This is a genomic window from Flavobacteriales bacterium (assembly GCA_016713875.1).
GTDB lineage: Bacteria > Bacteroidota > Bacteroidia > Flavobacteriales_F > PHOS-HE28 > PHOS-HE28.
This window is the reverse complement of record JADJOI010000003.1, coordinates 407,991-431,995: the sequence shown is the minus strand read 5'-3', so window position 1 is coordinate 431,995 and position 24,005 is coordinate 407,991. Positions and strand designations below refer to the sequence as shown.

Below are 24,005 nucleotides of genomic sequence, written 5' to 3'. Positions count from 1 at the left end.
GCTCGTTCGTTGGAGGAGCCGCTACCTGGCACCCATGGCCCCGGCGATGCGATCGATCGCAGCGGCAAGGTCCCGGTCCTTCGCCGTTACCCTGTGGCCGGCATCGTGCGTGCTCAACCGGACCCACACGTGGTCCCAGGTGTTCGTCCAGGTGGGGTGGTGCCGCATGCGCTCGGCCTCCAGGGCCACACGGGTCATGAACCCGAAGGCCGCATTGAAGTCCGCGAACCGGAAGTTCCGCTCCAGCCCGCCCTCTTTTTCGACCCATTGCGTTCCCATGCCTCAGCGGTGGATGGGCAGGTCGATCAGGGATACAGGTGAGGCAGGCTGACGCACGAGCTTCATCTCCTCCACCAGGTGCCCCGCGCCGCACACCTTGTCGATCACGAAGAGCACGTACCGGATATCCGCACTGATGTTGCGGCACTTGGCGGGATCGAACTGGATGTCGCTCATGGTGCTCTCCCAGCTGCGGTCGAAGTTGATGCCGATAAGCTCTCCGCGACCGTTCAGCACGGGGCTGCCACTGTTCCCTCCGGTGGTGTGAAGGCTGGACGTGAAGCACACGGGCATCGTTCCATCCGCGTTGGCGTAAGGCCCGAAATCGCGTGTGGCATGGAGCTCGCGCAGCCGACCGGGCACCTCGAACTCCGCATCGCCCGGGCGGTACTTCTCCATCACACCGTCCAGGTCGGTGAAGGGTTCGTAGGTCATGCCATCCCGCGGCCGGCTGCCCTCCACCTTGCCGAAGCTCAAGCGCAGAGTGCTGTTGGCATCCGGCCAGTGACCGCGCTCGGGGAACAACGCCATGAGTCCTGCTACGTAGGTGCGCTTATGCACCATCACCCGTTGGTTCAGCGCGTCGGAGCGCGGTTTCACCCTGGTGGTGAAGGCCTCGCTGAGCGTTCTCGCGAAGGTCAACGCCGGATCCTTCGCCAGGCGCCGCATCACCTTCGTGGAGTAACCCGCGAGGGCGGCGTCCAGCGCGCCAGCATCCGCGAAGATCGAGGTGGCGTACACCTTTTCGGCCCAGGCACGGCCATCCTTGAACTGCTTGTCCAATGCGCTCAGGTCCGGGCCGAGCGTGGGATCGAGGTGTTCGCGGTAGATGGGATACTGCGCCAGGAGCACACGCTTGTCGACGGCCGGATCGAAGTCCTTGTGGAAGGCTTTCGCTGACGCGCGCAGCCGCTCGACCTCCTGCTGCAGTTCACCCTCCTTCTCCAGCGCGGCGCGGCCCTCCATGCTAGCCAACTGCTGGAAGCCAAGGGCGAAGCGGAACAGCTCGGCGCCGACGAGGTGGAACTCCACGTGCAGGTCGCGCGCCTTGGCCACGGCCGGAAAGCCCGCGTAGGTGGCCTCCAGGGAATCCAGCACGGCCAGAAGGTCGCTCCGGCCCGCAGCCTGGGCGCGGATGCGGTACTCCGCCTCGAGCTCGCGCTTGCGCTCCACCGTGCGCAGCTCGTTCAGTCCACGCAGTTCACCGATCCACTTCTTGTACGCGTTGCTGATGCCCTTCTGCTTGTCGGCGTATTGGATGCGTGTGCGGTCGCTGGCGAGCATGGCCTCGTCGATCACCGCCAGGCTCGCACGCCGCATGCGGATGCGGAGCGGATCACCCGTGCCTGTGATGTACTCCACGGCACGGCTGTGCAGATAGCGCTGGGTGTTGCCCGGGAAGCCGAAGATCATCGCGAAATCGCCCTCCCTGACCCCGTCCATGTTGATGGGCAGCACATGGCGCGGCCGGAACGGGACGTTGGAGGCGGATGGTTCGGCGGGACGCCCTTCGGCATCGGCGTAGATCCGGAAGACGCTGAAGTCCCCCGTGTGCCGGGGCCACATCCAGTTGTCGGTGTCGCCGCCGAAGTTGCCGATCGCGCCCGGCGGAGCGCCGACGAGCCGGACATCGCGGAACACTTCGCTGACGATGAGGATGTACTGAAGCCCGTAGTTGAAGGCCCGCACCACCGCCTGTTGATGGGTGCCGCTCATGGCCTCGCGCGCCAGCTCCTGGCCCCGCGCGGTCAGGGCCTTCTGCCGGGCGGCCTCATCCGCTCCGGACGGCACGGCTTCCAGCATGCGCTGCGTCACATCCTCCATCCGGAGGATGAACGTCGCCGAGAGGCCGGGGTTCTGAAGCTCCTGCGACCGGTCCATCGCCCAAAATCCGTCCTTCAGCAGGTCACGCTCCAACGTGCTATGCTCCTGGATGGCCCCGAACCCGCAATGATGGTTGGTCAGGATCAGCCCTTCCGCGGAGATCACTTCCGCCGTGCACCCACCGCCGAAGAGCACGATGGCGTCCTTCAAGCTCCCATTGTTGACACTGTAAATGTCGTCGGCGGTCAGTCGGAGACCCTCCGCCTGCATGCGGTCCTGGATGCTTCCCAGCACCGTGGGAAGCCACATGCCCTCGTGGGCCGAGGACAGGACCGGCGAGAACAACAGGATGAGCGCGAACTTCTGGCGGCGTGACATGATGCAATGATGAAGGTCGGCAAGGTAGGATGAGCGGACGCTGGTTCCGGAAGGGATCTCCTACCTTGACCATCCCAACGGTCACGGCCATGAGAAACCCCCTCCATTTCCTCGTTGGTCTCGCGCTCTCCAACGCCCTGCTGGCGCAATTCACCGAGCCCCGGCCCGAGTGGTGGATCACCGATGGCACCGTGCGTGCGGTGGCGGTGGACACGGCCTCCGGCGTGGTCGCGCTCGGCGGCTCTTTCTCGTACACCGGGCCCAACAACCCGTACGGTGCGGAGATCGACCTGACGACGGGCCTGCTGCGTTCGGATCGACCGCGGATCAATGGTGTCGTGCGCGCCGCTGTGAGCGATGGAACGGGTGGTTGGTACATCGGCGGTTCGTTCACCGCTGTCGGTGAGCAACCGCGCTCGAACCTGGCGCACATCCTGGCCGATGGATCGGTCGGGGCTTGGGCACCCGCGACCGACGGCGTGGTCTTCGACCTGCTGGTGAACGCGGGCAAGGTGTACATCGGCGGTGGATTCGGCCTGGTGAACGGCACGCTCCGATCACGGCTCGCTGCGGTCGATGCCGTGTCGGGTGCCCTCGACCCGTTCTGGCAGGGCGCCACCAACGCGCCGGGCAACACCTACATCAGCATGCACCTCATCGGCGACACCTTGTTCGTGGGCGGCAGCATCGGAGCGGTCACAGCGAACAGCATCCTGTACACGCGGTCCAACCTCCTGGCCTGCTCGGTCTCCTCGGGCAACGTGCTCCCCTGGGCTCCCCAGGCATCGGCATCGGTCACCGGTCTCTGGGCTGCCGGCGACACCCTGTTCATGGTCGGCAACTTCACCACGATCGATGGTACTCCACGGAACAGGTGCGCCGCGGTGTCCACCGCTGGAGCCCTGCTGCCCTGGGACCCTCAGGTGACCGGGGCTTCCGTCAGCGTGACGGCGGTGGCCATCGGCCCGGACCGGATCCACCTGGGGGGTGGGTTCACCGCTGTTCAAGGCCAGCCCCAGGCCAACCTGGCCAGTGTGGACCGCATCACAGGAGCTCCTCTCGCACAACAGCCCGCCCCGCCTTCCGGAGGCGTGCTGGGCCTGGCCTTGTCCACCGATGGCGCGCTTCTGTTCGCCTGTGGGAACTTCCTCAGTGCGGCCGGCCAGCCCCGTTGGAACCTCGCCGCATACAGTACCAGCACCGGAACATTGGATCCCCTGGACATCCGGTGCAGCGGCTCGCCCTTCACCTTGACGGCCACAGCGGCCGGCCTCTTCGTTGGGGGGACCTTCACCAGCTGCGGAGGTCGTGCGGTGAACAACCTGGCCCTGCTTGACCTCAGCACGGGCTCTGCCAGCGCACAGCAGCCCGCCCTTGCGTTCAACGGCGAGGTCCGTTCACTGGCCTTCACCAGCGGGCGTTGGTTCGCTGGAGGCTCATTCACCGCGCCCCGGCAGCGCCTGCTCTCCACGGACGCCACGACCCTGTCCTTGGACAGCTGGAACCCCGTGGCCGATGGCCCCGTGGACGTGCTTGTGGCCGACGGCAGCGACCTCTTCGCGGCCGGCGCGTTCACCCAGGTCGGAGGCGCTCCCCGGAACGGCCTGGCCCTCCTGAGCACCACTGCGGACGTGGCGCAGCCCTGGGACCCCGCCCCCGATGGTCCCGTGCTCGCGATCAGCGTCAGCGGCCAGGATGTGCATGTGGGCGGCGGCTTCAACACGATCGGTGGAGCAAGTCGGCGCGGAGCCGCTTTGCTGGACCGCACGACCGGAGCAGCCTCGGGCAGCCTGTTCGACCTGGATGCCACGGGTAGCTGCCATGCCTTGCACCGTGTCGACAGCATGATCTACATCGGCGGGCATTTCTTTTCGTTCAACAGCGGCGCCGTGTCGCACTTGGTGCGCGCGCACGCCGGGACCGGAGCGGTGGACACGCTCTTCGATACCGCTGCGGCCGACAGCACCATCGCGGCGGTCGCGGTGCAGGGAAGCCAGGTCTTCATCGCCGGTCCCTTCGCCCAAGTGGGCGGCCAGGCCCGGAGCGGAGTGGCGGCCTTGCACCCCGCCACAGGGACCCTGGCGCCGTTCGACCCCGCGTTGAGCTCCGGCCCGGTGCTGAGCCTGATCGCCGCGGATGACCTGCTCCTTACCGCTGGGGGATTCACCTTGGCGCAAAGCGCACCCGGCCGTTCGCTGAACGTCCATCGGGCCTGCACCACCACGCCCTGGTACACGGATGCCGATGGGGATGGCCGCGGCGATGCGGGCACCGTGGCCCTGGCCTGTGATGCACCTCCTGGGACCGTGGCCAACGGCGACGATTGCGACGACGCCGACCCGACGAAATACCCGGGGGCCGCCTGCGATGACGGCGATCCGTTCACGGCGAACGACGTGGTGGACAACGCCTGTCAATGCACGGGCAGCACGGTGCGCCTGTCGGTGAAGGCGTTCCTCGGTGGGCCTTACGGCCCCCTGCCGAACATCATGGCCGACGGCATGCGTGCCGCAGGCCTGGTGCCCACGGTGGAGCCGTACACCTCGTTGGGGTTCGTTCATCAGGCGCAAGGCGGCGGGGAGTCGATCGCTCCCTCCCTGTTGAGCGTCACAGGCAACGATGCGGTCGTCGACTGGGTCTATCTTGAGGTCCGGTCGTCCACGAACCCTGCAACGGTGGTGGCCACGCGCAGCAGCCTGCTTCAACGCGACGGGGATGTGGTGGACCTGGACGGCAGTTCACCGGTGCATCTGTACGTGCCTACCGGCGAGTACCACATCGCCCTGCGCCACCGCAACCACTTGCCGGTGATGACCGGCCTAACACGCACGCTGCAACCCGGGATCCCTGCCGAGGTCCGGTTCGACCTGCCGGCCACGGCCACCTTCGGCACGAACGCACAGCGCAACATCAGCGGGGTGATGGTCCTCTGGGCGGGTGATTCCAATGGCAACGGCCAGGTGAAGTATGCCGGTGGGGCCAACGACCGCGACCCCGTGCTCGTGGCCATCGGAGGTGCCGTGCCGACCGCGACCACGACCGGCTACGTGCGCACGGACGCGACGCTGGACGGTGTGGTGAAGTACACCGGCCCGAACAACGACCGGGACCGCATCCTACAGACCGTGGGGGGCTCTGTGCCCACCGCGGTGAGGAACGCACAACTGCCCTGAGCCTCAGGCACCCCGCCTGAACCCTTCCCGGGCCTGTGAAGGTCCCGGGTCGGGTCGTTCCTGGTAACCCGCGGCCGTTTTCCCCGTTGAAGCGCTCAACCCTGCATGGGCCTGGACAACCCATGCATGGTGCAAACGCCTCACCCATGGCCGACACTCTCCGGCTTCATGTAGGAAGGGCGCGCTTCGCGCCAAGCCTGGCCGCCCTGCTGATCGCAGGTGCGCCCGCCCTCTCGACCGCTCAAGGCCCCACCTGGAATTGGGTGCGCACGCTGGACGCCGGGAATACGGAGTACGTGCGCGACATCGCTATTGAGCCCGTTACGGGGAACATCTATGTAACGGGCGCATACAAGGCCGTGGCCGCCACGGTTGCTCCGTATGGCCTTCCCGCGACGGACGGCGGATCGGTGGATGCGTTCGTGGCCAAGCTGGACCCGAACGGCAACCTGCTCTGGAGCCGGGGCTTCGGGAGCACGCAGGAAGATGCCGGCATGGGCGTGGCTGTAGCGCTCTCGGGTCTTGTGGTGGTAACCGGCTATAACGACGCCGCCATCCCCGCCCTGAGCCTGCCGAATACCGGGCAGAGCGATGCCTTCATCGCCGCCTACGACGCATCGGGCGCATTCCAATGGTCGAAGAACATCGGCGGTACACAATGGGATGAAGGCACCGGCGTGGTGTTCGCGGGCAACACATTGGTAGCCTACGGTTCATACACGCATCAAGCCACCGTGAGCGGCGTGCCCCTGATCTCCGGGGCGGTGGTTGGCAGGACCTACGCCTACCTCAACGCCTACAACCTCGCAGGCACATTACAGTGGTCGCTGACGGGTTCGTCCAACGACGACATCCTCACGGAGCGCATTGCCGCAGATGCCTCGAACGTGTACGTGGTGGGCGGCACTGTGGGTAATGCCATCTCGTGGCAGAGCAGCCTGGGCGCATCGCTCACGAGCGCGAGCACCACGAACACGAACGCGCTGTTCGCCTCGGCGGTGAGCCTTAGCGGCACACCCGTCTGGGTGAGGATGATCGACAACCCGGGCGACTCGGACGCCGAGTGCAACGGGGTGGCCGTGCATTGCAGCGGTGTGTACATCACCGGCCACAGCCACAACAGTTCCGTATTCCCCGGTGGCATCACACGCACGATCACCGGTGTGCATGACTACTGGTTCCTCGCCTCGCTGAGCACCACGACCGGCACCACCAACTGGGTGCGCACCGCGTCGAGCTCCATTGCGCATGGCGCCGATGGCTACGACGTGTCGGTGGGGCGCAACGGGCAGATCCATGTGGCCGGCGCGCTCTCTGGTACGGTGACCACCGATGGCGGCACGGTGATCGGCGGCGGAAGTAACTCCGACATCTGCATCGCGCGCTTCAACAGCGACAGCACAGCTGTATGGTATGATCGAGAACTGAGCACGGATGATGAATGGCCCCTGGCGATCGCCGCTGTGGGCAATGGCAATGTGATCACAGGCGGCTGGTACGAGGATGGCCTCACGCTCGGCAGCAACACCTACCCTGGCACCAACGGCACCAACTTGTTCACCGCCAGCTTCACCGATCCGGTGTGGAGCAGCGTGAGCAACAACCCGGCGCGTTTCGCCCAGCCGGGGCCGTTCTGCTCGAATTCCGCTCCGGTTGACCTGAACAACTACCTGGTGGCCTTCGCGGATTCGGTGGTCGCCAGCTCGAATGTGACATCTCCCCAGGAGGCCCTTGGAGCTCCGAACAGCCTCGGTGCCTACTTCAATAGCGTGAGCGGTTGGGAAGTGCTTGATCTGGGCGATACGGTAACAGTTGGCGAGGCGGTTGCCCTCACTTGGCGCAGCCAGACCAACCTCATCCAGGCGCGCATGCTCGTTTCCAGCTCGCTTGATGGAGTCACATGGAGCGCTGCGACCACCTACAGCACCACCAGCGGATCGTTCATCACGACGAATTACCCCGTACCGGCGAACGCGCGCTTCATCAGGGTGCAGCGCCATAGCTCAGCACTTTACACCGGCTTCCATCTGGATGCGCTCCGCTACCTGGGCGGCACCTACTCCGGCGGTACCTGGAGCGGCGGGCCGTACGTGACCTCGGCGGGCCTCTTCACGCCCGGCGCTGCGGGCAGCTACGCGGTCACCTACACAGTGGTGGCGGGTGGATGCACGTACACGCATTCGCGCACCATCGTGGTCCTGCCCACGCCGGTAGGTGGCAGCATCGCTGGCGGTGGCACCTTTTGCCCCGGGGCTAGTGGAACCCTTACGCTCAGCGGGCACTCGGGCATCATTCTGCGCTGGGAGCGCAGCGCCAACGGCACCATCTGGCTCCCGATCACCGAGACTTCCGCTACCCTGGCCTGGTCCGGCATCACCGGCACCATGCTTTTCCGTGTGGTGATCGATGGAGGTCTGTGCGGAACCGAAACCAGCGCGGTGGCGACCGTGATCGTGGAGGACACCGAGCCGCCGACCGCGGTATGTCCTCCCCCGCTCACCACGCTCTACGTGCCGAGCTCGGGCTGCACGGTAGCGTACACCGTTCCACTGATCGCGAGCTCCGACAACTGCCTAATACCTGCACCTGGCGGCGTCAACATCATCTCGAATGGCAATGTCCTGGCAGTTAATGGCACGGCCATCGCGATCGATGAGGATGTGATTCTCCCTGGTGGAACGGTGCTGCTCCTTGGTCCCGGCACGCACACGTTCACGGACACCATCTCGGATGCCTCCGGGAACATTGCCGTCTGCAACTGGCAGGTGAACGTGCTGGATACCATAGCCCCGGTGTTCAACTGCAACCTCTCCACCTCCTACAACAGTGACCCCGGAGCATGCGGCACCAACGTGACCCTGCCCTGGGGTGCTGATGTGGATACCCTGATCACCGACAACTGCGATCCCAACCCGACCTGGACGCAGATCGCAGGCCCGAGCAGCGGCTGGTGGACACCGGATACCGTGCTGGTCACCTACCAGGCCGTGGACGCTTCGGGCAACACGAGCACGTGCACATTCAGCATCATCGTGGGCGACTATGAGGATCCCGTGGTGACCTGTCCCGGGACGATCAGCCTGCCTGCCGGCGTTTCCTGCAAAGCCGAGGTGCCCGACGTGAGCGGCATGTTCCTCACCGCCACAGACAACTGCACGAACCCGCCCGTCATGGGGCAGGATGTCCCGATCGGCAGTCTGGTGCAAGCCGGCGACATCATCCGTATCACTGCAACAGATGCTTCCGGGCGCATGGGTTCATGCCCGATGACGGTGGTGACCATCGACAGCGATCCGCCGGTATTCGACAACTGCCCGGGTCCGGGCACCATTGCAGTGAACACCGACCCGAACAGCTGCGAGCACCTGTACACTTTCCCAACCATCGAAAGCACCGACAATTGTGATGCTGATACAGAGAGCGATCACCGCACCTTCATCCTAGAGGCCGGGAATATCGTGTGGCAGGACGTAACCGGTCAGACCAACCACGCATTCGCTCCTGGCCTGCATGAGTTGATGGAGATCCACCGCGACGACAGCTTCACCCAAGACACTTGCTTCTGGAGCTTGGATGTGGCAGATGCCAACGCGCCGACGATCACGTGTCCCAACCTCATTGCACAACTCAATGCCGGCACAGCCTGCACAGTGGCACTGCCCGATTATACCACCAGCGCCACGGTGAACGGCAACTGCAGCGGCAATGCTGGTCTGGTGGTCACGCAATCGCCCGCTCCGGGAACCGCGCGAGGGATCGGAACGCACCTGATCACACTGCTTGTATCCCAAGGTGGCCAAAGCGATAGCTGCTCCTTTGTGGTGAACGTTGCGGACAACACCCCCCCAACTGCGGTCTGTGCTCCTGTTACGCTGCCGATCGATTTGTCAGGAAGTGCGACCATTACCGCTGGCATGGTGAACAATGGGTCGTCCGACAACTGCACGCCAGCCGGGTCCCTTGCCTATACCGTCATCCCGGCAAGCGCCACCTGTAGTGACCTCACAACAGCGCTCCTTTACCGGAACGACTTCAACACGGACATCAACCTGTGCTCTCCCACGGACGAACAGACGGCCACAGGATTCGTGAACGTAGGTGTGCAAGGGGCGAACGGAGGAACATTCGACGAGTTCTGGTCCTTCGCAACCGCCAGTCCGGATCGCTGCCTTACGGTCAATCGTACCGCAAGCGGCAATACGGCTCGCTGGCAGATCGAATTGACCAATAGTTCGACCAGACCTATCCACGGCCTGACCGTCAGTTATGACATGGAAGTGCCCTATGTCCGCCTTACGAACACAACACCGCGTTCGGCCCAGCTCCAGTGGTACTTCGATACGGACGGTCCGGGACCACTATCCTTTGGCAGCGCCATTGCCACCAGCCCAACGCTGACGAACGCCCTGGTGTCCGATCCTGCGGACACGCAGCGCTGGTTGACCGATGCGGAGATGGATCTGCGCGGACTTTCTGCCCGTGGCTTGACCCATGATGTATCGCTCACCATCGCACCTGGACAGACCGTGCGATTGGCCTTCGGTCGCGTGGGTGGCGGTCCGGCCGAAGAAAGGAACATGAACTACGGTGCTGACAACGTTAGCATCATTGCCCACTACACGTCCGCTGTTGCATTGACAGTAACTGACCTGATCGGTAACAGCAGCACCTGCACGAGCCCCCTCACCCTCCTCGACCAGACCCCACCCACGATCATTTGCCCTGCCAACGTAACCACGACGACGAACGCACAGTGCTCCGCTACGGGCGTGGTTCTGGGTGCGCCGGTCGTAACTGACGCTTGTAGCATTTTCCGCATCGAGAACGATGCTCCCAGCAGCTTCCCGGTCGGAACCACGGTGGTCACCTGGACCGTTTTTGACGCCGCGGGCAACTCAGCGAGCTGCGCACAGAACGTGGTGGTCAATGACAACATCGCGCCCACCATCAACGGATGTCCGGCGAACATGCTGGTGACCGCGAACCCAGGGGCGTGCAATGCAACGGCATCATGGATGGCACCCAGCGTTACAGACAACTGCCCGGGCGCGACCATCTCTCAAACTGCCGGCCTGCCATCCGCCAGCAGCTTCCCGATCGGCACCACGACGATCACGTACACGGCCAGCGACGGTGCGAACACCGACACATGCTCATTCGATGTGGTGGTGCAGGCCACCGCGGTCGACATCGCTTATTCGATCACGAGCATCTGCCAGGGCTCGGCGCCCATCCTTCCGAGCATCGCCTCACCAGCTGGCGGCGTGTTCAGTGATGCGAACCAGAACGGCACGATCAACACTACCACCGGCGCCTTCGATCCTTCGGTCGCTTCACCAGGTCTGCACACGCTCGACTACGTCTTCGCGGGCGCTTGCACATCGCATGACGGGTTCACGATCGAAGTGGTGGCAGCACCCACGGCAGTGATCTCTTATGCCGATTCACCGTTCTGCAGCAGTGAGGCGGTGGCGACGATGACGCACACCGGCACCACCGGCGGAACGTTCACGGCCGTCCCTTCGCTCAGCGGGCTCTCCTCCACCACCGGCAACGTGGACCTCACCGCGGCCAGCCCCGACACGTACACGGTGACCTATACCATTCCCGCTTCAGGCGTTTGCCCAGCGTTCAGCACGAGCACCTCGCTGACCATCGAGCAGGCCCCCGATGCGTCGATCGCATACGCAGGGCCCTACTGCAACAACACTGGGCCGCAGGCCGTGACCTTCAGCGGAACTGCGGGTGGAAGCTTCACCGCTACGCCTGCCGGACTCACCCTGGACGGTTCAACGGGTCAGATCGTACCGGGCAGCAGCGCATCCACTTCAACGGGTGCCACCTACACCGTGACCTACTCGATTCCGGCCACCAGCGCGTGCCCGGATTTCAGCACCACGGCGAATGTGACCATCACCCAGGCACCCTGGGCTGGAACGAACGGCTCGCTATCGATCTGCAGCAACGCGGCGCCCGTGAACCTCATCGATTCGTTGAACGGCACACCGGCACCCGGTGGCAGCTGGAACAACCCGGCCAACGCGGCGCACAGCGGTGTCTATGACCCTGCGGTCGATGGCCCCGGCACATACACGTATACCGTGGCCGGTGGCCCGGGATGCGCAGCGCACAGCGCGGTGGTGCAAGTGACCGAGACCAGCGCGATCCTCTACTATGCGGACCAGGACGGTGACAACGCCGGAGACCCAGCGACCTCAGTGCTGGCTTGCGCACAACCAGTGGGATATGTATCGAACAGCTCGGATGGCTGCCCATTCGATGTGAACAAGATCGCGCCAGGCTTTTGCGGTTGTGGTGTGGCCGATACGGATACGGATGCCGATGGCACTGCTGACTGCATCGATGGTTGTCCGAACGACCCCAACAAGACCTCTCCAGGACTGTGCGGATGCGGGCAGGCTGAGCCTGGTTCTCCCTGTGACGACGGCGACCCCGGTACAGCGAACGATGTGATCAATGCGTCGTGCCAGTGCGTCGGTCAGCTGATCGACTGCCTCGGAGTCCCCGGCGGCACCGCGCTGGTCGGAACCGCCTGCAACGACAACAACGCCAACACGGGCAACGACACCTGGGATGCCAACTGCGTGTGCACCGGTCAACTGATCGACTGCCTCGGCGTGCCGGGTGGTAGCGCCCTGTCGGGCACCGCCTGCGATGACGGCCTGGCCACCACCGGCAACGACCTGTGGGACGCCAACTGCGTGTGCGCAGGTCAGCTGATCGACTGCCTCGGCGTGCCGGGCGGTAGTGCTCTCGTCGGTACCGCCTGCGATGACGGCCTGGCCACCACCGGCAACGACCTGTGGGATGCCAACTGCGTGTGCGCGGGTCAGCTGATCGACTGCCTCGGCGTGCCGGGTGGTAGCGCCCTGCCGGGCACCACCTGCAACGACAACAACGTGAACACGGGCAACGACACCTGGGATGCCAACTGCGTGTGCGCAGGCCAGCTGATCGACTGCCTCGGAGTCCCCGGCGGCACCGCGCTGGTCGGAACCGCCTGCGACGATGGCAACGCGCTCACCGGCAACGACATCTGGGATGCCAACTGCGTGTGCACCGGTCAACTGATCGACTGCCTCGGCGTACCGGGCGGTAGTGCCCTGCCGGGCACCGCCTGCAACGACAACAACGCGAACACGGGCAACGACACCTGGGACGCCAACTGCGTCTGCGCAGGCCAGCTGATCGACTGCCTCGGCGTGCCGGGTGGTAGCGCCCTGCCGGGCACCGCCTGCAACGACAACAACGCCAACACGGGCAACGACCTGTGGGACACCAACTGCGTGTGCGCAGGCCAGCTGATCGACTGCCTCGGCGTGCCGGGTGGTAGCGCCCTGCCGGGCACCGCCTGCAACGACGGCGACGCCAACACGGGCAACGACACCTGGGATGCCAACTGCGTCTGCGCGGGTCAGCTCATCGACTGCCTCGGCGTACCAGGCGGTAGTGCTCTCGTCGGCACTGCCTGCGATGACGGCCTGGCCACCACCGGCAACGACCTGTGGGATGCCAACTGCGTGTGCGCGGGCCAGCTGATCGACTGTCTGGGTGTGCCAGGCGGTAGTGCTCTGTCGGGCACCGCCTGCGATGACGGCCTGGCCACCACCGGCAACGACCTGTGGGATGCCAACTGCGTGTGCGCAGGTCAGCTGATCGACTGCCTCGGCGTGCCGGGCGGTAGTGCTCTCGTCGGTACCGCCTGCGATGACGGCCTGGCCACCACCGGCAACGACCTGTGGGATGCCAACTGCGTGTGCGCGGGTCAGCTGATCGACTGTCTCGGCGTGCCCGGTGGTAGCGCCCTGCCCGGCACCGCCTGCAACGACGGTAACGCGAACACGGGCAACGACACCTGGGATGCCAACTGCGTCTGTTCGGGTCAGTTGATCGACTGCCTCGGAGTCCCCGGCGGCACCGCGCTGGTCGGAACCGCCTGCGACGACAACAACGCGAACACGGGCAACGACACCTGGGATGCCAACTGCGTCTGCGCGGGTCAGCTGATCGACTGCCTCGGAGTCCCCGGCGGCACCGCGCTGGTCGGAACCGCCTGCGACGACAACAACGCGAACACGGGCAACGACACCTGGGATGCCAACTGCGTGTGCACCGGTCAACTGATCGACTGCCTCGGCGTGCCGGGCGGTAGTGCTCTCGTCGGTACCGCCTGCGATGACGGCCTGGCCACCACCGGCAACGACACCTGGGATGCCAACTGCGTGTGCGCGGGTCAGCTCATCGACTGCCTCGGCGTACCAGGCGGTAGTGCTCTCGTCGGCACTGCCTGCGATGACGGCCTGGCCAACACCGGCAACGACCTGTGGGACGCCAACTGCGTGTGCGCGGGTCAGCTGATCGACTGCCTCGGCGTGCCGGGTGGTAGCGCCCTGCCGGGCACCGCCTGCGACGACGGCAACGCCAACACCGGCAACGACCTGTGGGATGCCAACTGCGTCTGCGCGGGTCAGCTCATCGACTGCCTCGGCGTGCCCGGTGGTAGCGCCCTGCCCGGCACCGCCTGCAACGACAACAACGCCAACACGGGCAACGACACCTGGGATGCCAACTGCGTGTGCACCGGTCAACTGATCGACTGCCTCGGCGTGCCGGGCGGTAGTGCTCTCGTCGGTACCGCCTGCGATGACGGCCTGGCCACCACCGGCAACGACACCTGGGATGCCAACTGCGTGTGCGTCGGTCAGCTGATCGACTGTCTGGGTGTGCCAGGCGGTAGTGCTCTCGTCGGCACCGCCTGCGATGACGGCCTGGCCACCACCGGCAACGACCTGTGGGATGCCAACTGCGTGTGCGCAGGTCAGCTGATCGACTGCCTCGGCGTGCCGGGTGGTAGCGCCCTGCCGGGCACCGCCTGCAACGACAACAACGCGAACACGGGCAACGACACCTGGGATGCCAACTGCGTCTGCGCGGGTCAGCTGATCGACTGCCTCGGCGTGCCGGGTGGTAGTGCTCTCGTCGGCACTGCCTGCGATGACGGCCTGGCCACCACCGGCAACGACCTGTGGGACGCCAACTGCGTGTGCGCGGGTCAGCTGATCGACTGCCTCGGCGTGCCGGGCGGATCGGACCTCCCGGGCACCGCCTGCGATGACGGCCTGGCCACCACCGGCAACGACCTGTGGGATGCCAACTGCGTGTGCGCGGGCCAGCTGTTCGACTGTCTGGGTGTGCCAGGCGGTAGTGCTCTCGTCGGCACTGCCTGCGATGACGGCCTGGCCACCACCGGCAACGACCTGTGGGACGCCAACTGCGTGTGCGCGGGTCAGCTGATCGACTGCCTCGGCGTGCCGGGTGGTAGCGCCCTGCCGGGCACCGCCTGCGACGACGGCAACGCCAACACCGGCAACGACACCTGGGATGCCAACTGCGTGTGCGTCGGTCAGCTGATCGACTGTCTGGGTGTGCCAGGCGGTAGTGCTCTCGTCGGTACCGCCTGCGATGACGGCCTGGCCACCACCGGCAACGACCTGTGGGATGCCAACTGCGTGTGCGCAGGTCAGCTGATCGACTGCCTCGGCGTGCCGGGTGGTAGCGCCCTGCCGGGCACCACCTGCAACGACAACAACGCGAACACGGGCAACGACACCTGGGATGCCAACTGCGTGTGCGCAGGTCAGCTGATCGACTGCCTCGGTGTGCCGGGCGGTAGCGCCCTGCCGGGCACCGCCTGCGACGACAACAACGCGAACACGGGCAACGACACCTGGGATGCCAACTGCGTTTGTGCGGGTCAGCTGATCGACTGCCTCGGCGTGCCGGGCGGCAGCGCCCTCCCGGGCACTGCCTGCAACGACGGCAACGCGAACACGGGCAACGACACCTGGGATGCCAACTGCGCCTGCGTCGGCACGCCGGTGATGCTCGACTGCCTGGGCGTCCCCAACGGCACCGCCCTGCCCGGCACCGCCTGCGATGATGGTGACAGCAATACGATCAGTGACTCGTATGATGCCAATTGTACCTGTGTCGGTCAACCCGCCGATTGCCTCAGCATTCTCGGTGGACCGAACCTACCAGGCACACCCTGCGATGATGGCAACGCCAACACGGGCAACGATACATGGAGCCCCGGCTGCACCTGTATCGGTCAGCTGCTCGACTGCCTCGGTGTGCCGGGCGGCAGCGCCCTGCCGGGCACGGCGTGCAATGACGGCAATGCCAACACCACCAACGACACCTGGGATGCCAACTGCACCTGCGTTGGTCAGCTGATCGACTGCCTCGGCGTGCCGGGCGGCAGCGCCCTCCCGGGCACTGCCTGCAACGACGGCAACGCGAACACGGGCAACGACACCTGGGATGCCAACTGCGTTTGTGCGGGTCAGCTGATCGACTGCCTGGGCATAGCCGGCGGCTCTGCGCTCGTAGGCACCGCCTGCAACGACGGCCTGGCCACCACCGGCAACGACCTGTGGGATGCCAACTGCGTGTGCGCAGGTCAGCTGATCGACTGCCTCGGCGTGCCGGGCGGTAGTGCTCTCGTCGGTACCGCCTGCGATGACGGCCTGGCCACCACCGGCAACGACCTGTGGGACGCCAACTGCGTGTGCGCGGGTCAGCTGAACGACTGCCTCGGTGTGCCGGGCGGCAGCGCCCTGCCCGGCACCGCCTGCAACGACAACAACGCCAACACGGGCAATGACACCTGGGATGCCAACTGCGTGTGCACCGGTCAACTGATCGACTGCCTCGGCGTGCCGGGCGGTAGTGCTCTCGTCGGTACCGCCTGCGATGACGGCCTGGCCACCACCGGCAACGACACCTGGGATGCCAACTGCGTGTGCGCGGGTCAGCTCATCGACTGCCTCGGCGTACCAGGCGGTAGTGCTCTCGTCGGCACTGCCTGCGATGACGGCCTGGCCACCACCGGCAACGACCTGTGGGACGCCAACTGCGTGTGCGCGGGTCAGCTGATCGACTGCCTCGGCGTGCCGGGTGGTAGCGCCCTGCCGGGCACCGCCTGCGACGACGGCAACGCCAACACCGGCAACGACCTGTGGGATGCCAACTGCGTCTGCGCGGGTCAGCTCATCGACTGCCTCGGCGTGCCCGGTGGTAGCGCCCTGCCCGGCACCGCCTGCAACGACAACAACGCCAACACGGGCAACGACACCTGGGATGCCAACTGCGTGTGCACCGGTCAACTGATCGACTGCCTCGGCGTGCCGGGTGGTAGCGCCCTGCCGGGCACCACCTGCGATGACGGCCTGGCCACCACCGGCAACGACCTGTGGGACGCCAACTGCGTGCGCGGGTCAGCTGATCGACTGCCTCGGCGTGCCGGGTGGTAGCGCCCTGCCGGGCACCGCCTGCGACGACGGCAACGCCAACACCGGCAACGACCTGTGGGATGCCAACTGCGTCTGCGCGGGTCAGCTCATCGACTGCCTCGGCGTGCCCGGTGGTAGCGCCCTGCCCGGCACCGCCTGCAACGACAACAACGCCAACACGGGCAACGACACCTGGGATGCCAACTGCGTGTGCACCGGTCAACTGATCGACTGCCTCGGCGTGCCGGGTGGTAGCGCCCTGTCGGGCACCGCCTGCGATGACGGCCTGGCCACCACCGGCAACGACCTGTGGGACGCCAACTGCGTGTGCGCGGGTCAGCTGATCGACTGCCTCGGCGTGCCGGGTGGTAGCGCCCTGCCGGGCACCGCCTGCAACGACAACAACGCGAACACGGGCAACGACACCTGGGATGCCAACTGCGTCTGCGCGGGTCAGCTGATCGACTGCCTCGGCGTGCCGGGTGGTAGCGCCCTGTCGGGCACCGCCTGCGATGACGGCCTGGCCACCACCGGCAACGACCTGTGGGACGCCAACTGCGTCTGCGCGGGTCAGCTCATCGACTGCCTCGGCGTACCAGGCGGTAGTGCTCTCGTCGGCACTGCCTGCGATGACGGCCTGGCCACCACCGGCAACGACCTGTGGGATGCCAACTGCGTGTGCGCAGGTCAGCTGATCGACTGCCTCGGCGTGCCGGGCGGTAGCGCCCTGCCGGGCACCGCCTGCGACGACGGCAACGCCAACACCGGCAACGACCTGTGGGATGCCAACTGCGTCTGCGCGGGTCAGCTCATCGACTGCCTCGGCGTGCCGGGCGGTAGCGCCCTGCCGGGCACCGCCTGCAACGACGGCAATGCCAACACCACCAACGACACCTGGGACGCCAACTGCGCCTGTGTCGGCACACCGGTGACGCTCGACTGCTTGGGCGTCCCCAACGGCACCGCCCTTCCCGGCACCGCCTGCGATGATGGTGACAGCAATACGATCAGTGACTCGTATGATGCCAATTGTACCTGTGTCGGTCAACCCGCCGATTGCCTCAGCATTCTCGGTGGACCGAACCTACCAGGCACACCCTGCGATGATGGCAACGCCAACACGGGCAACGATACATGGAGCCCCGGCTGCACCTGTATCGGTCAGCTGCTCGACTGCCTCGGTGTGCCGGGCGGCAGCGCCCTGCCGGGCACCGCCTGCAACGACGGCCTGGCCAACACCACCAACGACACCTGGGATGCCAACTGCACCTGCGTTGGTCAGCTGATCGACTGCCTCGGCGTGCCGGGCGGCAGCGCCCTCCCGGGCACTGCCTGCAACGACGGCGACGCCAACACGGGCAACGACACCTGGGATGCCAACTGCGTTTGTGCGGGTCAGCTGATCGACTGCCTCGGCGTGCCGGGCGGCAGCGCCCTCCCGGGCACTGCCTGCAACGACGGCAACGCGAACACGGGCAACGACACCTGGGATGCCAACTGCGCCTGCGTCGGCACGCCGGTGATGCTCGACTGCCTGGGCGTCCCCAACGGCACCGCCCTGCCGGGCACCGCCTGTGATGATGGTGACAGCAATACGATCAGTGACTCGTATGATGCCAATTGTACCTGTGTCGGTCAACCCGCCGATTGCCTCAGCATTCTCGGTGGACCGAACCTACCAGGCACACCCTGCGATGATGGCAACGCCAACACGGGCAACGATACATGGAGCCCCGGCTGCACCTGTATCGGTCAGCTGCTCGACTGCCTCGGTGTGCCGGGCGGCAGCGCCCTGCCGGGCACGGCGTGCAATGACGGCAATGCCAACACCACCAACGACACCTGGGATGCCAACTGCACCTGCGTTGGTCAGCTGATCGACTGCCTCGGCGTGCCGGGCGGCAGCGCCCTGCCGGGCACTGCCTGCAACGACGGCAACGCGAACACGGGCAACGACACCTGGGATGCCAACTGCACCTGCGTGGGTCAGCTGATCGACTGCCTCGGCGTGCCGGGCGGCAGCGCCCTCCCGGGCACTGCCTGCAACGACGGCAACGCCAACACCAACAACGACACCTGGGACGCCAACTGCGCCTGCGTCGGCACGCCGGTGATGCTCGACTGCCTGGGCGTCCCCAACGGCACCGCCCTGCCCGGCACCCCTTGTGATGACGGCAACGCGAACACCGGCAACGACACCTGGGATGCCAACTGCACCTGCGTGGGTCAGCTGATCGACTGCCTCGGCGTGCCGGGCGGCAGCGCCCTCCCGGGCACTGCCTGCAACGACGGCAACGCCAACACCAACAACGACACCTGGGACGCCAACTGCGCCTGCGTCGGCACGCCGGTGATGCTCGACTGCCTGGGCGTCCCCAACGGCACCGCCCTGCCCGGCACCCCTTGTGATGACGGCAACGCGAACACCGGCAACGACACCTGGGATGCCAACTGCACCTGCGTGGGTCAGCTGCTCGACTGCCTCGGCGTGCCGGGCGGCAGTGCACAGCAGGATGCCTGCGGTGTGTGCTATGCGAACGGCCCCTCCGACCCGCTCTGGAACACCACCTGCACCGACTGCCTCGGCGTGCTCAACGGCTCAGCCATGCCGGGTACGGCCTGCGATGATGGGGATGGTTGCACCCTCAATGACACCTGGGACGCGAACTGCAATTGCATCGGTTCTCACCTGGTGGTGGACGCCTCCTTCGCCTATGCCGCTTCCGCCTACTGTGAGAACACCGGGACCGTGACCCCGTGGGTGGCGGATACGGCGGGCACCTTCCAAAGCACCGCTGGTCTCGCCCTCGATCCGTCCACCGGGTCCATCGACATCGGCAACAGTGCTCCGGGCACCTACCTCATCACGCACAGCATCCCCGGCACATGCCCGGCGGTGAGCGCCGACACCCTGTCCATCGACACCTTGCCCGACCCACAGTGGACGCAGCCCGGCAGCATCTGCGTGCAGCAAGGCCCCGTGGACCTCGCCGCCCTTGTCACCGGCACGGCCGGTGGATCCTGGACCGGCACCGGGGTCACCGGCTCGGGCTTCGACCCCGGCGTGGGACCCGGCACCTTCGCCGTGACCTATGCCGTGCTCAACGGCAGCTGTACGGCCGAGCTGGAGCAGCTCTTGCTGGTGACGCCCGGCCCCCTGGCCGATGCAGGCGCAGACACCACCGTCTGCGGCACGATGGTGCAGCTTGAGGCCCTGGTCCTCCAGGCGGGCGGCACCTGGAGCGCGCCGATGGGCTGCACGTTCGACGACCCCACCGCCCCGAACGCGAACGTGGCCGTACCGTCGCCCGGCACATACACTTTCCTGTGGACCGTGGGCCAGGCGCCTTGTGTCGCCATCGACTCGGTGACCGTGGTGTTCCACGAACCCGGCACCGCCCTGTTCGTGAACGCCGGTGAGGACCAGGAACTGGCCATGGTGACCAACACCACCCTGTCCGGACAGGCCGAACCCGGTGCCGAGGTGCTGTGGACACGCATCGCCGGCGAGGGGCATCTGGCCACGCCCGATGGGACGACGACCGATGTGCTCGGCCTGGCTCTGGGCACCAACGCCTTTGTCCTCACCGCCTCCATCTCCGGATGCGCCACTTCGAGCGACACCGTGCAGGTCACCGTCCTGGACGTGTTCGTGCCACAGGGATTCTCGCCCAACGGCGATGGCGTGAACGACACGTTCGAGGTCACCGGCATCGAGGCCTTCCCGACCAACGAGCTGAAGGTCTTCGACCGCTGGGGTCGGCCCGTGTTCGCCCAGCGCGGCTACGACAACAGCTGGGACGGTCGCGGTGGCAACGGGATCCCGCTCATCGACGACACCTACTTCTTCGTCCTGAACCTGGATGAGGAACGCACGTACAACGGCTACTTGATCATCAAGCGGTAAGGAGCATGCGTCATTCCATCCTGCTGCTGTGCCTCGCCCTGAGCCTTGCCGCCCACGCGCAGCATACGCCCATCACGAGTCAGTACCTCTTCAATGGCCTGCTGATCAACCCGGCCTACGCGGGAAGCCGCGACGCGTTCGCAGCGAACCTCACCTACCGACATCAATGGGTGGGCATGGAAGGTGCACCGGTGACCCAGGTCCTCAGCGTGCACTCTCCCCTCAAAGGCCGGAAGCTCGGCCTGGGGGGCCATGCTCTACTCGGACCGCATCGGGGTGAGCCGCGAGACGGGACTGACCACCAACTACTCGTACCGCGTGAAGTTCCGCAAGGGCCGGCTTTCGTTCGGCCTTGGGGCGGGCGCCATCTTCGCCCAGGCGCGATGGACGGAGGTGGCCCTCCAGGACCGGCAGGACGCCGTCTATGCCGCGGACACCCGGGGCTCGTTCAGGCCCACCTTCAGCGGCGGCGTGTTCTACTACAAGAAGACCTTCTTCATGGGAGCCTCGGTCCCCTTTCTGCTGGGCCGGAGGTTCGATGCGGCGAACGGTCGCTGGGTGGCCTCGGCCGACCTGCGCCAACTGCAGCCCATGATCACCGGCGGGTACGTGTGGAAGGTCTCCAACGACCTTAAACTGAAACCCAGCACCCTCATCCGGTACCAGTCCAGCTCGAACGTGCAGGCCGACCTGAACATGAACGTGTTCTTCAAGGACCGTTTCACGGCGGGCCTGTCGTACCGGACGCAGGACGCCCTGGTCGGCATGTTCGAGGTGATGCCCACGCAACAATGGCGGATCGGCTACAGCTACGACCTGGGGCTATCGGCCATCACACCGTACCACAGCGGCACACATGAAATAATGCTCCAATACGAACTCGGATACAGGATCCGCGTAAAAGACCCGCGCTATTTCTGATGGCCCGTACATCCACCGTCCTCTGCGCTTTGGTGTGCGCCACCTCCGTGGCCGCCCAATGGACCTATGAGGTGCGCCCGGCGCAGATCCGGCCGCAGGGGGAGGACTACGCCCCGGCCCTTCGGGACAGCACCCTGGTGTTCTGCACCCTGCGCGAAGGCGACCAGGCCGTCCGCATCCAGCAGGCCGAGAGCGAGAAGCCGCTCGCGGACCTGTTCTCCGTGCCCTATTCGGCCACCGGCACGGTGCCGACCGCGTCCATGGGCCCCGCGCTCAACACGATCCTCAACGACGGTCCGGCTAGCTTCACCGCTGATGGGCGGACCATCTGTTTCACGCGGAACCTGGACACCCCCGGCACGCTCAGGGAGCTGAAGCGGGCCAGTGGTGGCATCGGCCTGTTCTTCGCCCGTGCGGAAGGCGACGGATGGACGACCCCTGAACCGTTCCCGTTCAACAACCTCGAGCACCGGATCATGCACCCCACCCTTAGCGCTGACGGCAAGCGGTTGATCTTCGCGGCGGACCTGACAGGCGGACAAGGCGGGATGGACCTCTACGAGTGCGAGCGCGAGGATGGGTCTTGGAGCCTGCCATTGAATCTGGGGCCCACCATCAACGGTCCGGAGAACGAAGTGTTTCCCTTCCTCCATGCCAGCGGCCGACTCTATTTCAGCAGTGACCGGGAAGGTGGTCCTGGTCGTTTGGACATCCTTTCCGCTGAGCCCAGCGGCAAGGGCTGGGACCGCCCCGTTCACCTGCCGGAGCCTGTGAACTCGGCGGCCAACGACCTGGGGTACACGAGCTTCGCCACGGACGTATCCGGGGCTTTCAGCAGCGACCGCAACGGGGGTGACGAGATCTTCCTGTTCATGCGCACGGTGCCCCGCTTCGCGGACTGCCGCCCGCAGGAGACCAACAATTTCTGCTACCAGTTCAGCGAGCCGGTGGACCCCGAAGTGCAGGGCCTTCCGCTGCGCTACGCCTGGGATCTGGGCGATGGCACACGGATCATGGGCGATGTGGCCGAGCATTGCTATGCCCGTCCGGGTATCTACATCGTTCATCGGGACCTGGTCGATACCACTTCGAACTCCGTCTTCTTCACCGCAGCCAAGCGGCAGCTGATCATCGATGAGGTGCACCAACCTTACATCACCGCGCTGGATTCCGCCAGGACCGATAGGCCGGTGCTGCTGGATGCCCGTCATACCTACCTGCCCGAATGGGTGGTCGAGGACGTACGCTGGCGCTTCCCGGACGGGAAGGAGGTCTCAGGTCCACTGGCCCAGCATCGGTTCGGCGCGGTCGGCGATCAGCTGGTGCAGCTCGACATCCTGGGCACGGAGCGCGCCACCGGGCGGCTGATGAGCCGATGTGTCACCAAACCCATCGCTGTGATCCAGCGGTTCGTGGATACCGAGGATGAACCCGTGCTGGCAAGCTACAAGGATGCCAAGGGCGTGACGCGTGAATTCAACTACCAAGCGCTTCCGTTCGATCAATTCCAGCTGGCAGTGAAGGAGGGCGTGGACGTCCGCTTCTCCGTGGAACTGTTCGCCAGCAAGGAGCGTCGTTCCCTCGACGACCCGATGTTCACCGAGATCCGCAAGCACTATCCCGTGATCGAACGATTCGACCCCGCACGTGGGGTCTACACCTACTCAGTGGGTGAGGCCAAGACACTGGCCGAGGTGTACGACCTCTACCAGAAGGTGAAGCAACTCACCTTCCTGGATGCCGAGGTGATGGCCCTCAATGTGGACAAAGTGGTCGACCTGAGCATGCTGGGCCTGGTGGCCGCAGAGGACCTGAACAACACCGTGGTGCGGGCCTCGACCGTGTACTTCGCCACCAACTCGGCCAACTACGACCCAGGGTTCGAGCCCTCGCTCGCCAAGATCACCGAGCTGCTGAACAAGCATCCGCGTGTGACCCTGGTGATCGAGGCGCACACGGATGACCGCGGCCGCGACGCCTACAACCGCGAGTTGAGCGACAAGCGGGCCCAAGCGCTGTTGGAGCACTTCACCCGGCAGGGCATCGCTGCCGACCGCCTCGTGCCCCTCGGCCATGGCGAGGCCCGGCCCATTGCCTCCAATATCAGCGAGGCCGGACGCGCCAAGAACCGCCGCGTGGAGTTCCGCCTGAACGTCCCCCAGGAGGACCAGGCCCGCATCACCAAGTAGGCCTCCGAGCAACATCGAG

Annotated in this window: 7 protein-coding genes and 1 pseudogene; 6 read left to right on the top strand and 2 right to left on the bottom strand. The window is 65.7% G+C overall.

Going from position 1 to position 24,005, the window contains the following annotated elements; genetic code table 11:
* Window positions 1-21: 21 nt before the first annotated feature.
* Window positions 22-279, bottom strand: a complete 258-nt coding sequence (locus IPJ87_03220) for a 4a-hydroxytetrahydrobiopterin dehydratase (protein MBK7940877.1) — start codon at window positions 277-279, stop codon at window positions 22-24.
* A gap of 3 nt (window positions 280-282) precedes the next feature.
* Window positions 283-2,481 carry a S46 family peptidase gene (locus IPJ87_03215; protein ID MBK7940876.1) on the bottom strand — a complete coding sequence of 733 codons (2,199 nt, stop codon included), beginning with the start codon at window positions 2,479-2,481 and terminating at the stop codon, window positions 283-285.
* An 89-nt stretch (window positions 2,482-2,570) separates the two neighbouring features.
* Here IPJ87_03215 and IPJ87_03210 point away from each other — a divergent pair, with 89 nt between their 5' ends.
* The 6 genes and pseudogenes from IPJ87_03210 (at window position 2,571) to IPJ87_03185 (ending at window position 23,986) form a co-directional block, all read left to right on the top strand.
* Window positions 2,571-5,654 (top strand): putative metal-binding motif-containing protein, encoded by a 3,084-nt coding sequence (locus tag IPJ87_03210; protein ID MBK7940875.1) that lies wholly within the window; start codon window positions 2,571-2,573, stop codon window positions 5,652-5,654.
* 146 nt (window positions 5,655-5,800) lie between these two features.
* On the top strand, window positions 5,801-16,990 hold the full coding sequence (locus tag IPJ87_03205; protein ID MBK7940874.1) for an HYR domain-containing protein: 11,190 nt from the start codon (window positions 5,801-5,803) through the stop codon (window positions 16,988-16,990).
* Entirely contained in the window at window positions 16,977-20,876 is a 3,900-nt protein-coding gene (locus IPJ87_03200) for a gliding motility-associated C-terminal domain-containing protein (GenBank protein ID MBK7940873.1), read from the top strand. Before IPJ87_03205 ends, IPJ87_03200 begins: the two co-directional genes overlap by 14 nt.
* 5 nt (window positions 20,877-20,881) lie before the next feature.
* Window positions 20,882-21,127: pseudogene (locus IPJ87_03195) on the top strand (type IX secretion system membrane protein PorP/SprF).
* Between the two features lies 1 nt (window position 21,128).
* Window positions 21,129-21,797: a type IX secretion system membrane protein PorP/SprF gene (locus tag IPJ87_03190; GenBank protein ID MBK7940872.1), complete on the top strand. Its 669-nt coding sequence runs from the start codon at window positions 21,129-21,131 to the stop codon at window positions 21,795-21,797.
* A complete protein-coding gene (locus IPJ87_03185) occupies window positions 21,797-23,986 on the top strand; it encodes an OmpA family protein (GenBank protein ID MBK7940871.1) in 2,190 nt (729 codons plus the stop codon). Before IPJ87_03190 ends, IPJ87_03185 begins: the two co-directional genes overlap by 1 nt.
* Window positions 23,987-24,005: the final 19 nt, after the last annotated feature.

Excerpts from the sequence above, each read along its gene's own strand:
- IPJ87_03220 (MBK7940877.1), bottom strand. The coding sequence starts at position 279 with ATGGGAACGCAATGGGTCGAAAAAGAGGGCGGGCTGGAGCGGAACTTC.
- IPJ87_03215 (MBK7940876.1), bottom strand. The coding sequence starts at position 2,481 with ATGTCACGCCGCCAGAAGTTCGCGCTCATCCTGTTGTTCTCGCCGGTC.
- IPJ87_03210 (MBK7940875.1), top strand. The coding sequence starts at position 2,571 with ATGAGAAACCCCCTCCATTTCCTCGTTGGTCTCGCGCTCTCCAACGCC.
- IPJ87_03205 (MBK7940874.1), top strand. The coding sequence starts at position 5,801 with ATGGCCGACACTCTCCGGCTTCATGTAGGAAGGGCGCGCTTCGCGCCA.
- IPJ87_03190 (MBK7940872.1), top strand. The coding sequence starts at position 21,129 with ATGCTCTACTCGGACCGCATCGGGGTGAGCCGCGAGACGGGACTGACC.
- IPJ87_03185 (MBK7940871.1), top strand. The coding sequence starts at position 21,797 with ATGGCCCGTACATCCACCGTCCTCTGCGCTTTGGTGTGCGCCACCTCC.